12 protein-coding genes and 2 pseudogenes are annotated in these 15117 nt (G+C 66.1%); 6 read left to right on the forward strand and 8 right to left on the reverse strand.

What is annotated here, in order from left to right; genetic code table 11:
- Positions 1-20 precede the first annotated feature (20 nt).
- Together OQ789_RS10990 and OQ789_RS10995 are read right to left on the reverse strand one after the other, a co-directional pair.
- Positions 21-1037 carry an acyl-ACP desaturase gene (locus tag OQ789_RS10990; RefSeq protein ID WP_324685672.1) on the reverse strand — a complete coding sequence of 339 codons (1017 nt, stop codon included), beginning with the start codon at positions 1035-1037 and terminating at the stop codon, positions 21-23.
- Positions 1038-1221: 184 nt separating this feature from the next.
- Positions 1222-2574, reverse strand: coding sequence for a salicylate synthase (locus OQ789_RS10995; protein ID WP_324685673.1), 1353 nt, complete (start codon positions 2572-2574; stop codon positions 1222-1224).
- A 640-nt stretch (positions 2575-3214) separates the two neighbouring features.
- Here OQ789_RS10995 and OQ789_RS11000 point away from each other — a divergent pair.
- On the forward strand, positions 3215-4450 hold the full coding sequence (locus OQ789_RS11000; RefSeq protein ID WP_324685674.1) for a sodium-dependent bicarbonate transport family permease: 1236 nt from the start codon (positions 3215-3217) through the stop codon (positions 4448-4450).
- 15 nt (positions 4451-4465) lie between these two features.
- Here OQ789_RS11000 and hemW read toward each other — a convergent pair whose 3' ends face one another.
- A complete protein-coding gene (hemW, locus tag OQ789_RS11005; protein WP_324685677.1) occupies positions 4466-5638 on the reverse strand; it encodes a radical SAM family heme chaperone HemW in 1173 nt (390 codons plus the stop codon).
- A gap of 239 nt (positions 5639-5877) precedes the next feature.
- On the opposite strand from hemW, the gene OQ789_RS25980 reads away from it, so the two are divergent.
- From OQ789_RS25980 to OQ789_RS11015, 3 genes are all read left to right on the forward strand, one after another.
- Positions 5878-5934, forward strand: a complete 57-nt coding sequence (locus OQ789_RS25980) for an Ms4527A family Cys-rich leader peptide (protein ID WP_350494663.1) — start codon at positions 5878-5880, stop codon at positions 5932-5934.
- 110 nt (positions 5935-6044) lie between these two features.
- Positions 6045-7712: a nitrite/sulfite reductase gene (locus tag OQ789_RS11010; RefSeq protein ID WP_324685678.1), complete on the forward strand. Its 1668-nt coding sequence runs from the start codon at positions 6045-6047 to the stop codon at positions 7710-7712.
- Entirely contained in the window at positions 7709-8452 is a 744-nt protein-coding gene (locus OQ789_RS11015) for a phosphoadenylyl-sulfate reductase (RefSeq protein WP_324685679.1), read from the forward strand. Before OQ789_RS11010 ends, OQ789_RS11015 begins: the two co-directional genes overlap by 4 nt.
- Before the next feature lie 27 nt (positions 8453-8479).
- Here the strand turns inward: OQ789_RS11015 and OQ789_RS11020 are convergent, their stop codons facing one another.
- From OQ789_RS11020 to OQ789_RS11040, 5 genes and pseudogenes are all read right to left on the reverse strand, one after another.
- Positions 8480-9577 (reverse strand): sulfate/molybdate ABC transporter ATP-binding protein, encoded by a 1098-nt coding sequence (locus OQ789_RS11020; RefSeq protein ID WP_324685681.1) that lies wholly within the window; start codon positions 9575-9577, stop codon positions 8480-8482.
- 8 nt (positions 9578-9585) lie between these two features.
- On the reverse strand, positions 9586-10404 hold the full coding sequence (gene cysW, locus OQ789_RS11025; protein WP_324685682.1) for a sulfate ABC transporter permease subunit CysW: 819 nt from the start codon (positions 10402-10404) through the stop codon (positions 9586-9588).
- Positions 10401-11203, reverse strand: a pseudogene (cysT, locus tag OQ789_RS11030) (sulfate ABC transporter permease subunit CysT). Before cysT ends, cysW begins: the two are co-directional and overlap by 4 nt.
- 66 nt (positions 11204-11269) lie before the next feature.
- The gene (locus OQ789_RS11035; RefSeq protein ID WP_324685685.1) at positions 11270-12301 is read right to left on the reverse strand and encodes a sulfate ABC transporter substrate-binding protein; all 1032 of its coding nucleotides are present in this window, start codon (positions 12299-12301) and stop codon (positions 11270-11272) included.
- Between the two features lie 326 nt (positions 12302-12627).
- Entirely contained in the window at positions 12628-12822 is a 195-nt protein-coding gene (locus tag OQ789_RS11040) for a hypothetical protein (RefSeq protein WP_420716091.1), read from the reverse strand.
- A gap of 115 nt (positions 12823-12937) precedes the next feature.
- Here OQ789_RS11040 and OQ789_RS11045 point away from each other — a divergent pair, with 115 nt between their 5' ends.
- Positions 12938-14986, forward strand: coding sequence for a glycoside hydrolase family 15 protein (locus OQ789_RS11045; protein WP_324685687.1), 2049 nt, complete (start codon positions 12938-12940; stop codon positions 14984-14986).
- Between the two features lies 1 nt (position 14987).
- Positions 14988-15088: pseudogene (locus tag OQ789_RS25985) on the forward strand (hypothetical protein); the annotation flags it as partial.
- Between the last annotated feature and the right edge of the window lie 29 nt (positions 15089-15117).

Below are 15117 nucleotides of genomic sequence, written 5' to 3' on the forward strand. Positions count from 1 at the left end.
CGCTTGGCGCGCGATCGGCGTCAGTGCTGGCTCAGCGTTAACGTACCCTTCGTTTGCAGCACCGTGTTGGCGGTGATCCTCTCGGTCCTGCGCGCCGCGCGCTCCATGTACCGATGCTTGGATTCGTCGAATTTCTCCGAGGCGTCCTCGAGTTCCTTGACCAGCAGCGCGAGGTCATCGCGCATCCCGGCTGCCTCGCCGGTGAAGTCTTCGCGTTCGAAGATTCGCCACTTCTTCAGCACCGGCATGACCACTTCGTCGAGATGGATGCGCGGGTCGTAGACACCACCGACGGCGATGATCACCGCCTTGCGGCGAAATTCCGGGACGGTGAATCCGGGCATCTTGAAATTGCGCAGAATCCGGTGCACCGATCTCATGGCCTGATCGGGTGCGATGTCCAGCCCCGCGGCGCTGATGTCCCGGTAGAAGAGCATGTGCAGGTTTTCGTCGTGCGACACCCTGGCCATCAGCCGCTCGGCGACCGGGTCATTGCTGACCTTGCCCGTGTTGCGGTGCGAGACGCGGGTGGCGAGTTCCTGGAATGACACGTACATCACTGAGTCGAACAGGCTCTCGGCAAACATGTCGCCCTGTTGGTTCTGGCCGGGGCTGAAGCCCCTCGTCATTTGCTCGAGCCGCAGCTTCTCCAGTTCTACCGGGTCTACGGCGCGGGTGACCACGAGATAGTCGCGCAGCGCCGTGCTGTGCCTGGCCTCCTCGGCGGTCCACCGATTCACCCACTGGCCCCACGGACCGTCCATGCTGAAGTTCATCGCGATCTCGCGGTGATACGACGGGAGATTGTCTTCGGTCAGCAGGTTTTGGACCATCGCTACCTGCGCAATGTCGGGCAGGCTGGTCTGCCCGGGCTCCCAATCCTGACCGTCTGGCCCGTAGAAGTTCTTGCCGTCCGACCAGGGAACGTAGTCGTGCGGACTCCACTCTTTGAACATCGAGAGATGCCGATCGAGCAGGCGCTCGACCACCGGCTCGAGCTCGTGAAGTAGCTGCAGGTTCGTCAGGCCCTTGGACACCAAACCCTCCCAGTTATCTGCCGCGATCAGTGACGCGCATGTATCTGTGTCATGCGGTTACATAAAGAATGACGCGCGGGCACGCCGGGCAAATAGGGCCGAAAGTCCCTGCGCCACCCACCGTGACACAGGGCACACCAAGCCCGCCGGCGATCACCGGCAAGCGGGCGTAGCGATCAGAAAGCTATTGGCGCGCAACCAGATAGGGCGCAACGGTGGCCAGCTTTTCGCAGGTCTCTTCGAATTCGCGGTCGGGCGTGGACTCTTCGATGATGCCCGCTCCGGCCCGCAGCCACGTCTTACCGTCACACTCGTAGGCCGCCCGCAGCGTCAGCGCCGCGTCAAGAGCGCCGTCGGCCGAAATCATCACCACCGCGCCCGAATACAGTCCGCGCGGCCCCTCGTCGAGGCGCATGATCGCTTCGACGCCATCGGCTTTCGGAATGCCGGACGCGGTGACCGCCGGGAACAGTGCCTCGAATGCGTCCATCCGGTCATTCGCCGTACCCAGCCGGCCGGTGACCGTGGAGCCGAGGTGTTGCACACTCCCCCGTTCCCGCACCGTCATGAAGTCGGTGATCACGGCGGTGCCCGGCTCGGCGATCTCGGCCATGTCCTGCAGCGAGCTTCGCACCGAAATGGTGTGCTCGACAATCTCTTTGGAATTTGACTCCAGCTCGGTGCGGGCCGCACGGTCACGCACCTCGCCACGGCCGAGCGCGCGGGTGCCCGCCAGGGGTTCGGTCACCACCAGGCCGTCGTGATGGACGGCCGCGACCAGTTCCGGGCTGTAGCCCACCGCACGAATTCCCCCCAGGCGCAGCAGGAACGACCTCACCGGGGTGTTGTGCCTGCGGGCCAACCGGTAAGTCGACGGGAAGTCAAGCGCGAACGGCACTTCGAGAGACCGGGAAAGGATCACCTTGCTGTAGCGACCCGCCGCGATCTCGCCGACGGCCGACGCGACGCGCTCGCGATAGGCGGATGCGCCGGCGGCCACGTCGACCGCGCGGGCATCGCGCACCCCGGGCACGCCGTCACGCAGCACGTCCAGGACCGCGTCCCGATGGCTGGCCGACGCCCCGAACAGCCGGACCTCCTCCCGGGTCACCACGATGCGGCCCTGCGGCCAAAACACCCGGGCCAGTGCGGTTCCGGGCGCCAGACGCTGCTGCAGCCCGTAGCGGTACACGCCGAATTCGAAGGCGATCCAGCCGAAGAGGTGGTCGGTTTCCAGCAACAGCCGGTCGATGGCTTCGCCCAGGACCGGCCCGGGCCTGCCCGACCACTGCTGGCTCTGGGTGACGCCGTCGCGCATCACCCGCAGCTCGTCGCTGTCGAGCTCGATCATCGCGCGCACACCGGTGGCGAGCACCCATTCGCCGTCGCGCTCGTAGAGCAGATACTCTTCGCCCGCCCGCTCCGACAGCACCACGACCAGTTCGGCCGCCAGGTCCGCCGGATCGACGCTGGGGGGAAGCGGGATGGACGACGGACCAGAGCCGGCGGAACTTGTCTCGACGCTGACCTCGGTCACGGTTAGTAAATGTAGCCTAACCTATCTAGCGTTGCGCAACCGTACCCGCGAACTGCGGCCTTCCGGGGCTGTGAGGATCACCACTCCAAAATTTCCCGACCGTTTACATTGCGGCCGCACAAACCGGCGGCTCGGCGGCCAAACTCTTTCCTAGCGATCACCGCCAGGTTTGAGTCCGCCGGAATGGAGGAACACCGTGTCCACCATCCGGCTTTCCGGCGGCCAGGAACTCTGTATAGGCGCAGGCGAACGAGTTCGAAATCGAGAAGGCGCCGGGATGCTCTCCATTTCCCGGGACATCGCTAAGGCGGTGCGAAACGGGAGCCGGCGTCAGGCCCTCGCCGATCCCAGCCGTCCGGCATCCTATAATTAACTGCACAGTAAATACACAGCGCATTCACACCAAACTACCGGCCCCGCCATCCCGCCCTCGGACGAAAATTCGCTGTATAAATATCGCTCTGACCAGGGATTTTGTCAGCCTCCAGCCTCCTGGATGCCGCCGCGGTCCCTGTGAGTTTTCGAGTGGCGGCCGGTCAACGGCGGGGATAAATTCTTGTCGGTCGTCGGGATGTCTCGTGGTTGTCCACCTTGCGGACGGTGCTTCCCCAGATCAGCGGGCCTACCAACGGAGGCATTGATGCTGCAAGAGTTCTGGCACAACTTCACCCACAATTTGTTCAAGCCACTTCTGCTGTTCTTTTACTTCGGGTTCTTGATTCCCATCCTCAAAGTGCGATTCGAATTCCCCTACGTCATCTACCAGGGATTGACCATGTACCTGTTGCTGGCCATCGGCTGGCACGGCGGGGAAGAACTCGCACAGGTCAGCGCGTCGAGCGTCGGCGCCATCGTCGGCTTCATGGTCCTGGGCTTCGTGCTGAACTGCCTGATCGGCGGTCTGGCCTATCTGGGCCTCAGCCGCCTGAAATCACTCCGGAAAGTCGACCGCGCAACCGTCGCCGGCTACTACGGGTCGGACTCGGCGGGAACCTTCGCCACCTGCGTGGCCGTCCTGACCGCAGTGAACGTCGCGTTCAACGCGTACATGCCGGTGATGCTGGCCGTGATGGAGATCCCGGGCTGCTTGGTGGCGCTGTATTTCGTCGCCCGCCTGCGCCATCGGGGCATGGACTCCGCCGGCTACATGCCCGACGAACCCGGCTACACCGCACCCGTCAAGGTCGGCGTCGGACCGGGCACCGCCGCGCGTCCTGCGCGCGGCCAGAGCCTGGAAATTCAGGAGGAAGCCGCCGTCGAACAGGAGTTGGAGCTCTCGCTGGAAAAGCTGGAGCACCCGGATCTGCCGGCCGACCAGGCGCGCCCCCGGAGCACGCGGGCGCCGATCTTCTCCCGGGAGCTTTTCCAGGAGGTATTCCTCAATCCCGGCCTGGTGCTGTTGATGGGCGGCATCATCATCGGCCTCGTCAGTGGGCTTCAGGGACAGAAGGTCGTCGCCGACGACGACAAGTTCTTCGTGATGGCGTTCCAGGGCGTGCTGTGCCTGTTCCTGCTCGAGATGGGGATGACGGCGTCGCGCAAGCTCAAAGACCTTCGCACCGCGGGTCCCGGTTTCATCGTGTTCGGTCTGGTGGCCCCGAATGTCTTTGCGACGCTGGGCATTATCGTCGCCTGCAGCTACGCGTCGCTGACCCACACCGACTTCAAGAGCGGAACCTACGTCTTGTTCGCGGTCCTGTGCGGGGCGGCGTCCTACATCGCCGTCCCGGCGGTGCAGCGCCTGGCGATTCCCGAAGCGAGCCCGACGCTGCCGCTGGCCGCCTCCCTGGGCCTGACGTTCTCCTACAACGTCACCGTGGGGATCCCGCTCTACATCGAGATCGCCCGCGCGTTCGAGCATTGGTTCGGCGTCTGAGCGCGGACATCGCCCTTACCCCAATAGCGTTCGCACCACCGCGTCGGCCAGCAGCCGTCCGCGCGCAGTGAGCACCAGCCGGTCACCGTCGGACACCAACAACCCGTCGGCGACGACGCCCTGGGCGCGGTCGCGCTCGGCAGCGCTGAGCAGGTCAACCGGAAGACCTTGGCGCAGCCGGGTTCTCAACAGCACGTCCTCGGTGTGCAACGCGTCGGCATCGAGCTGCTCGAATCCGGCCACCGGCAGCGTCGTCGCGCTCAACCGCTCGGCATACGCGTTGGGATGCTTGATATTCCACCAGCGCGTCGTGCCGACGTAACCGTGCGCGCCGGGCCCCGCGCCCCACCATTGACCGCCGTCCCAGTAGCCGAGATTGTGGCGGCACTCACCGCCGGGCCGCGACCAGTTGGACACCTCGTACCACGACATTCCCGCCTGCGACAGCCGCGCATCGACCAACTCGTAGCGGTGGGCCAGCACGTCGTCGTCGGGTGCAGCCAGTTCGCCGCGCCGGACCCGGCGGGCCAGCGCGGTGCCTTCCTCGACCACCAGCGCATAGGAGGACACGTGATCCACGCCGGTCTCGATCGCGGTGTCGACCGACCGCACCAGGTCGTCGTCGGACTCCCCCGGGGTCCCGTAGATCAAGTCGAGGCTGACGTGCTCGAAGCCCGCGGCCAGCGCCTCGCGGGCGGCGGCGGCGGACCGATTCGGTGTGTGAATGCGGTCGAGGACGCCCAATACCCTCGGCGCCACCGACTGCATGCCCAGCGATACCCGGGTGTAGCCGGCCGCGCGAATAGCGTCGAAGAAATCCGGCCACGCCGACTCGGGGTTGGCCTCCGTGCTGACCTCCGCATCGGCGGCCAGCGTGAAGTGCCGGCGCACCATGTCCAGCAGCGTGACCATCCGCCGGCCCCCCAGCAGTGAGGGTGTCCCGCCCCCGACGAACACGGTGTTCACCGGAGGAGCCTGCAACCTTGCGGCGGCCAGTTCCAGTTCCGTCCCCAGCGCGCCGAGCCAGGCGTCCGGGTTGACGCCACCCAGCTCGGCCGGGGTGTAAGTGTTGAAATCGCAGTAGCCGCAACGTGTTACGCAGAACGGCACATGCACATAGATGCCGAACGGCCGCCCGGCGACCACTGCTACGTCGGGCAGTTCGACGGATTGCTCGCGAACGGCCATGCCGCATGATCCCACGATCGGCGGGTCGACCCCGAGTCATCGATCGTCTACGCGTCACAACCGGGCTCCGCAACCGAACGGTCGCGTGGACTTGCACGGCTTTGGCAAGGGAGTCTCTCAGACTCCGGCGGTAGTTTTAATCAGCGTGAGTCCAGATTTGACCTGCTCGCACGGCCCGTCGCCATCCATGGCACAATGGTCGGGTGACCGTTGATCAGCCCAGCCCGCACAGTGTGCTCGTGGCGCGGCGGCACATCGATCTCAAGCGCGTTTGCAGCTGTATCTGTCTGCCTTGACGTAGACCCAGGCCCTGCGTCTCCAGCTGGCCGACGGTTCCGCGCCGCCCCGAAATGCCGGTGAACTGTGCTGGCCGCGCTGGCGATCTTTTTGAAGGAGAGAATTCACGATGACCACCGCCCGCTCCGCGAAGCCCCGTAACGAGGGCCAATGGGCACTGGGAAATCGTGAGCCGCTGAACCCCAACGAAGAAATGAAGCGCGCGGGCGCCCCGCTCGACGTGCGGGAGCGCATCGAGACCGTCTACGCGAAAAACGGCTTCGACAGCATCGACAAGAGCGATCTGCGTGGACGTTTCCGCTGGTGGGGGCTCTACACCCAGCGCGAACAGGGCTACGACGGCACGTTCACCGGCGACGACAACGCGGAGCTGCTGGAAGCCAAGTACTTCATGATGCGGGTGCGGTGCGACGGCGGTGGGCTGTCGGCGGCCGCGCTGCGCACGGTGGGTCAGATTTCCACCGAATTCGCCCGCGACACCGCCGACATCACCGACCGCGAGAATGTGCAGTACCACTGGATCGAGGTGGAGCAGGTCCCCGAGATCTGGCGGCGGCTGGCCGAGGTCGGACTGCAGACCGCCGAGGCGTGCGGTGACTGCCCCCGGGTGATTCTTGGCTCGCCGCTGGCAGGCGAGTCGCTCGACGAGGTGCTCGATCCCACCTGGGCGATCGACGAGATCGTCCGCCGCTACATCGGTCAGCCCGACTTCGCCGACCTGCCGCGCAAGTACAAGACCGCGATCTCGGGGCTGCAGGATGTGGTGCACGAGGTCAACGACATCGCGTTCATCGGCGTGAACCACCCCGAGCACGGACCCGGGCTGGACCTGTGGGTCGGCGGCGGGCTCTCGACGAACCCGATGCTGGGCCAGCGGGTGGGCGCCTGGGTGCCGTTGGACGAGGTGCCCGAGGTGTGGCACGCGGTGACCTCGATCTTCCGTGACTACGGCTACCGACGGCTGCGATCCAAGGCGCGGCTGAAGTTCCTCATCAAGGACTGGGGCATCGAAAAGTTCAGGGAGGTTCTCGAACAGGAGTACCTCAAGCGTCCGCTGATCGACGGCCCGGCTCCCGCGCCGCTGAAGCATCCGATCGACCACGTCGGCGTGCAGCGACTCAAGAACGGCCTCAACGCCGTCGGCGTCGCCTCCATCGCGGGACGAGTCTCTGGCACCATCCTCACCGCGGTGGCCGACCTCGCCGAACGGGCCGGCTCGGACCGGATCCGGCTCACCCCCTACCAGAAGCTCATCGTGCTCGACGTGCCCGACGACCAACTCGACGAGCTGATCACCGGCCTGGAAGCGCTCGGCCTGCAATCACGGCCGTCGCGCTGGCGCCGGAACCTGATGGCGTGCACGGGAATTGAATTCTGCAAGTTGTCATTCGCCGAAACTCGGGTCAAGGCACAATCTTTGGTACCCGACCTGGAAAGCCGCCTCTCCGACATCAACGGGCAGCTGGACGTGCCGATCACCGTCAACATCAACGGCTGCCCCAATTCGTGCGCCCGAATTCAGGTCGCCGACATCGGGTTCAAAGGCCAGATGGTCGACGACGGAACCGGCGGCTCGGTCGAGGGATTTCAGGTGCACCTGGGCGGCAGTTTGGGCCTGGATAGCGGCTTCGGTCGAAAACTGCGCCAGCACAAGGTCACCAGCGACGAACTCGGCGACTATATCGAGCGCATCACACGCAACTTCCTGAAATATCGCGGCGAGGGCGAACGTTTCGCACAGTGGGCTATGAGGGCAGACGAGGACGATTTGCGATGAGCGAACGAACAACGAGACTTCCAGAAGCCGAACTGCGCGCACTTGCCGCGCGTGCGGCGGTCGAGCTGGAAGGCGCCGACGCCACCGAGGTGTTGCGTTGGACCGACCAGACATTCGGCGGCATCAACGGTCCGCGCGGCTGGGCCACCTGCAACTATGTGGTGGCCTCCAGCATGCAGGAGGCGGTGTTGATCGACCTGGCGGCGAAGGTGCGTCCGGGCGTGCCGGTGGTGTTCCTGGACACCGGCTATCACTTCGTCGAGACCATCGGCACGCGGGACGCGATCGAGTCCGTGTATGACATCCGGGTGCTCAATGTCACGCCCGAGCGCAGCGTCGCCGAGCAGGACAGGGTGCTGGGCAAGGACCTGTTTGCGCGGGATCCGGGTGAGTGCTGCCGGCTGCGCAAGGTCGAGCCGCTGGGCAAAACGCTGCGCGGATACTCCGCGTGGGTGACCGGGCTGCGCCGGGGCGAGACCGCCGCGCGCGCCAACGCCCCGGTGGTCGGTTTCGACGAAGGCTTCAAGCTGGTGAAGATCAACCCGATGGCGACCTGGACCGACGAGGACGTGCAGAACTACATCGACGAGCACGGCGTGCTGGTCAATCCGCTTATCTACGAAGGCTATTCGTCCATCGGCTGCGCCCCCTGCACCGCCAAGCCGCTCGCGGGCGCCGATCCGCGCAGCGGACGCTGGCAGGGCAGGGCCAAGACCGAATGCGGGTTGCACGCGTCGTAGCGGCACACGCGCGAAGAATCCCGGCCGTCACGCCGACGTCAGCGTGTTCTCATCCTCGTCGGCCAAGTCCGCACGGCTGCCGACGGCCGTGGTATCGAAGGCTATCGGTGGAACCCGGGTGGCGCGCACATACACGGTGTCGCCCTCGCGCAGCGCGAGTGCCTCGGCGTCGCCGCGGGTGATCTGAGCGGTGAAGAAGCCGCCGGTGGCGGCGCTGGTCAGCTCGATCCGCACCTCGAAACCCAGCGTCACCACCCGGTCGACGACGGCGCGCACCACCCCGACGGAATCGGCCGTGCCGTCCCCGCCGGCGATCGCCATGTCGGGGTTGCGGCCCACCCGAATGTCGTGCGGCCGCACCAGGATTCCGTTCAGGGTGGACACCGCGCCGAGGAACGACATCACGAACGCGTTCGTCGGGGTGTCGTAGACGTCGGTCGGGGATCCGATCTGTTCGATGCGGCCGTGGTTCAGCACCGCGATACGGTCGGCGACGTCCAATGCCTCGGCCTGGTCGTGGGTGACCAGCACCGTGGTCACGTGTACCTCGTCATGCAGGCGCCGCAACCACGCCCGCAGATCCTCACGCACCTTGGCGTCCAGCGCGCCGAACGGCTCGTCGAGCAGGAGCACCTGCGGATCGACGGCCAGCGCCCGCGCCAACGCCATGCGCTGTCGCTGACCCCCGGACAGTTGATTGGGGTAGCGAGCATGAAACCCGCTCAGTCCCACCACTTCCAGCAGATTGTCGACTTTGGCCTTGATCTCGGCCTTGGGTCGCTTGCGGACCTTGAGCCCGTAGGCCACGTTGTCGCGGACCGTCAAGTGCTTGAAGGCCGCATAGTGCTGAAACACGAACCCGATGCCTCGGCCTTGCGGTGGCACCCGGGTCACGTCACGACCGTAGATCGTGACGCTTCCGGTGTCCGGCTGGTCGAGGCCGGCGATGGTGCGCAGCAGGGTCGATTTGCCCGAACCGCTGGGCCCCAGCAAGGCCGTCAGCGAGCCCGTGGGCACCACGAAGTCCACATGGTCCAGGGCGACGAAATCCCCATAGCGTTTGTTGGCGTCACGCACGATGATGGCGATGTCGTCGCGGTCGGTGCCGGCATTTGTCACGGTCATTCCCCTCGTCATGCCTGCCTGGCCGCTCGTGCCCGGTGCGCGTCGAGCACCACCTGGAAAACCAGCACCAGCACGGCGACTCCCATCAGCAGCGTGGACAGCGCGTAGGCACCGTATTCCGCACCGCGGTTGTATCGGTCAGAGACAAGCAACGTCAGCGTCTGCGACTTCCCCGGCAAGTTCGACGACACCATCAGCACGGCACCGTATTCGCCCAGCGTACGTGCGATGGTCAACACGATGCCGTAGGTCAGACCCCACCGGATGGACGGCAGGGTGATCCGCCAGAACGTCTGCCACCAGCCCGAACCCAGGGTGGCCGCCGCCTCTTCCTGGTCGGTGCCCAGCTCGTGCAGCACGGGCTCCACCTCGCGCACCACGAATGGCAGGGTGACGAAGATGCTGGCGAGCACGATGCCCGGCAGCCCGAAGATGATCTTGAACCCGAGGTCGTGCTCGACGAACCCGAGCGCACCGGCCGAGCCCCACAGCACGATCAGTGCGACGCCCACGATGACCGGCGAGACCGCGAACGGCAGGTCGATGATGGCCTGCAACACACCCTTGCCGCGAAACCTGTTGCGCGCGAGCACCAATGCCGTGGGAATACCGAAGACCACGTTCAATGGCACCACGATAGCCACCACCAGCAACGTCAGATTCAGCGCCGAGATGGCGGCCGGGGTGCTCACCCAGGCGTAGAACTGGCCGAGGCCGGGTTGAAAGGCTCGCCACAGGATCAACGTCACCGGCACCGCCAGCAGCACGAAGATGTAGCCGAGCGCGATGAACCGCAACCAGTAGCGCACCCCCGCAGACGATGTCATCCGGACAGCTCCTCTCGCTTGGCCGCCCGGCCGCCCACGACCCGCAGGATGACCAGCACGATAAACGAAATGACCAACAGCACAATCGAGATCGCGGCGGCGCCGGTGCGGTCGTCGTTCTCGATCAACGTCCGGATCCACTGCGACGACACCTCGGTCTTGCCCGGCACCGCACCACCGATGAGCACCACGGATCCGAACTCGCCGATCGCCCGGGAGAATGCCAGGCCCGCACCGGACAACAACGCGGGCAGCAGCGACGGCAACACCACGGAAGTGAAGATCTTGGGTCCGTTGGCACCCAGCGACGCGGCGGCCTCCTCGGTTTCGCGATCCACTTCCAGCAGCACAGGCTGCACCGCGCGCACCACGAACGGCAGCGTGACGAAGGCGAGCGCCACCGCCACACCCCACGACGTGTGCTGCAGGTGCAGACCGACCGGGCTGTTGTTGCCGTACAGCGCGAGCATCACCAGGCTGGCGACGATGGTGGGCAGCGCGAACGGCAGATCGATGATCGCGTCGACGAGGCGCTTGCCCGGAAAGTCGTCACGCACCAACACCCACGCGATCACCAGACCGAAGACCAGATTGAGCACGGTCACCCCGGCCGAGATCGTCAGGGTCACCCGGAACGACTCGAGCGCGGCATTCGAGGAGACCGCAAGCCAAAAGGCCTGCCAGCCGCCGCCCGCGGCCTGCCAGGCGATCGCCGCCAGCGGCAGCAACACGATCACCGACAGCCATATCGTGGCCGCTCCGACCCGAAGGGCGGTGGATCCGCGGGCACGCCCGGCAAGCGGCGCCGGTAGCTGGTCGCCGCCGAGCTCGGGCCGGATTGCCGGCGGGTCCGGGACGATGGCCGTCATCCGGTGGCTTCCGTGTAGATCTTGGTGATGCTGCCGGCCTTCTTGTCGAACAGCTGCGGATCCGCCGTGGCCCACCCGCCCAGCTCGGCGATGGTCCACAGCTTGGCCGGCACCGGGTACTGGTCGCGGAAGTCGGCGGCGACGGCGGGATCGACCGGGCGGAAACCGGCTTGCGCCCACACCTTTTGGGCCGCCGCCGTGTATTGGAAATTCTTGAAGGCGACAGCGGCGTCCAGGTGCGGACTGGTGTTGACCACGGCCACCGGATTGTCGATCCTGAAGGTCTGCGGCGGGTTGATGTGTTCGACCGGCTTACCCGCCCTCTCGGTGGCGATGGCCTCGTTCTCGTAGCTGATCAGTACGTCACCGCTGCCCTGGACGAAGACATCGGTGGCTTCCCGCCCCGACCCGGGGCGCAGCTTCACGTGTTCGGTCACCAGTTTCTTGATGAAATCAACCCCCGCGTCGCCGTGGGCACCGCCTTCACTCTTGACGGCGTACGGGGCGAGCAGATTCCACTTGGCCGATCCGGAACTCAGCGGGCTGGGTGTGATGACCTCCACGCCTGGCCGCAACAGATCATCCCAATCCTTGATGTGCTTCGGATTTCCCTTGCGCACCACCAGCGTGACGACCGAGCCGAACGGAATTCCCTTGGTGGCGTCGGCATTCCATTCCTTGGACACCTTGCCGGCCTTGACCAGTCGGGCGATGTCGGGTTCGACGGAGAAGTTCACCACGTCGGCCGGCTTGCCGTCGACCACGCCGCGGGACTGGTCACCGGAGGCCCCATAGGAGGTGACCACTTGCACGCCCTTGCCCTCATCGGAGGCGTTGAACGCCGGAATTATCTTGCTCCACCCCGGTTCTGGGACCGAGTAGGCGACCAGGGTGATGGTGCTGCGCGCGTTGGACAGCCCACCGCCACCGACAGCGTCGCTGGCGCCACCGTGGCATCCGGCGATGAGGCAGGCGATCAGAGCAAGGGCGAGGACGGGCCGCCAGGGCGACGCGGTCCTGATCTCCATTGAGGGCCTTCCGACGGGGATCGTATGGGATTGGTCCCGTTTCTGCGGATAGGCAACTAGAACGTCAGGAGAATGCGAAAAACTCCACACCAGACCGCGCACGGGTTTGGGAGTCAGCGACAAGAGTGCACGAAGGAATAGCACTCCCGAATGCCAAATGCGCCGCGCATGGCCGGAAGCCTAACAGGAATTGAGTTTGCCGCCACCGCGGCGGTGACTGAGCAAACGGACCTAGTGGTGCATCAGGTGGGTCACCAACCACGTGACGAGCACCAGCGCCACCAGGATGCCGAGAATCAGCGTCACGTGCGATCGAGGCATGGACTTTACTCGGGCGTGCCGTCGGCGTGGCGGGCGCGGCGCTCCAGTTCGATCCCCCTGCCGAGCAGGGCGTCCAACACCGCCGCCGTGCCGTAGGCGACGGCCAGCACGATCGGCATCACCACCATGGCCTGCACCACAAAGGGCAGCCCCGAAAGCCAGAGCTCGTTGCCGTCCCACCAATTGAGGAACGCGTCCACGGGCCTCACCCTATTCGGCCCGGCCGCCGAAGACCAATGTGTCCCGGATCGGTGCGCGGCACACCACCTCCGCGAAACGTTGGACGAGAGCTCGCTGAACAGCGATGATGTCCAGATGGTGCTGCACGCCCAACCCGAAGACCAGCCCGCCCCACCGGTCGAACCCATGCCGGACGATGCGTTTCAGGCCGCCTCCGCGGCGTCGATGTCCTCGTCCATCGACCTCCGCACGGCCGGGCCGCTCGCCCCCAGCGCCGCCCTGCGCAACCCATTTCCGCCCATCGCCGACTATGCGTTCCTGTCGGACTGGGAGACCACCTGCCTGATCTCCCCGGCCGGGTCGGTGGAATGGCTGTGCGTGCCCCGGCCGGACTCCCCCAGCGTGTTCGGCGCGATCCTGGACCGCAGCGCCGGCCACTTCCGGCTGGGCCCCTACGGCGTCTCGGTGCCCTCGGCCCGCCGGTACCTGCCCGGCAGCCTCATCATGGAGACCACCTGGCAGACCCACACGGGGTGGCTGATCGTGCGCGACGCGCTGGTGATGGGCCCCTGGCACGATCTCGAGCGGCGGTCGCGGACGCATCGCCGCACGCCGATGGACTGGGATGCCGAGCACATTTTGCTGCGCACCGTGCGCTGCGTCAGCGGCACCGTCGAATTGATGATGAGCTGCGAGCCGGCGTTCGACTACCACCGCGTCGGCGCCTGCTGGGAGTACTCGGCCAACGCGTACGGCGAGGCAGTCGCCCGCGCCACCAAGGACCCCGACGCGCACCCGACGCTGCGGCTCACCAGCAATCTGCGCATCGGGCTGGAGGGCCGCGAGGCCCGCGCGCGCACCCGGATGAAAGAAGGCGACGACGTGTTCGTCGCGCTGAGTTGGACCAAGCACCCGGCGCCGCAGACCTACCAGGAGGCCGCCGACAAGATGTGGCAGACCACCGAGTGTTGGCGGCAGTGGATCAACATCGGTAACTTCCCCGACCACCCGTGGCGGGCGTACCTACAGCGCAGCGCGCTGACTTTGAAGGGCCTCACGTACTCGCCCACCGGCGCGCTGCTGGCGGCCAGCACCACGTCGCTGCCGGAAACGCCGCAGGGCGAACGCAATTGGGATTATCGCTACGCGTGGGTGCGCGACTCGACCTTCGCGCTATGGGGTCTGTACACGCTGGGCCTGGACCGCGAGGCCGACGATTTCTTCGCCTTCATCGCCGATGTCTCCGGCGCCAACCACAACGAGCGCCACCCGCTGCAGGTCATGTACGGCGTTGGCGGCGAACGCAGCCTCGTCGAAGAGGAACTGCATCACCTGTCCGGCTATGACCATGCTCGCCCAGTGCGAATCGGCAACGGCGCCTACGACCAGATCCAGCACGACATCTGGGGCTCCATCCTGGATTCCTTCTACCTGCACGCCAAGTCGCGCGAGCAAGTCCCGGAGACGCTGTGGCCGGTGCTCAAGAAGCAGGTGGAGGAGGCGATCACGCACTGGCGCGAGCCGGACCGTGGTATCTGGGAGGTGCGCGGGGAACCGCAGCACTTCACGTCGTCGAAGGTGATGTGCTGGGTGGCGCTCGACCGCGGAGCCAAGCTGGCCGAGCGGCAGGGCGAGACGAGCTACGCCCAGCAGTGGCGGGCGATCGCCGAGGAGATCAAGGCCGACATCTTGAAGCACGGCGTGGACTCCCGCGGGGTGTTCACCCAGCGCTACGGCAGCGACGCGCTGGACGCCTCGCTGCTGCTGGTGGTGCTGACGCGGTTTCTGCCGCCCGATGACCCGCGGGTGCGCAACACCGTCCTGGCGATCGCCGACGAACTCACCCAGGAAGGCCTGGTGCTGCGGTATCGGGTCGAGGAGACCGACGACGGGCTCTCCGGCGAGGAGGGCACCTTCACGATCTGCTCGTTCTGGTTGGTGTCGGCCCTGGTCGAGATCGGGGAGGTGCGGCGCGCCAAACGCTTGTGTGAGCGGCTGCTCTCCTACGCCAGCCCGCTGCACCTCTACGCCGAGGAGATCGAGCCGCGCACCGGCCGACAGCTGGGCAACTTCCCGCAGGCGTTCACCCACCTGGCGCTGATCAACGCGGTGGTGCACGTCATCAGGGCCGAGGAGGAGGCCGACGGTTCCGGGATGTTCCAGCCCGCGAACGCCCCGATGTGACGTGGTGATCGCGAGCGCGGCGCAGCCGGGCGAAGCGGGTCGCCACCATCCGGCGACGTGGTGATCGCGAGCGCGGCGCAGCCGGGCGAAGCGGGTCGCCACCATCCGGCGACGTGGTGATCGCGAGCGCG

Origin of the sequence: Mycobacterium sp. 94-17 (genome assembly GCF_035617725.1) — a bacterium.
In the GTDB taxonomy this organism is placed as follows: Bacteria; Actinomycetota; Actinomycetes; order Mycobacteriales; family Mycobacteriaceae; genus Mycobacterium.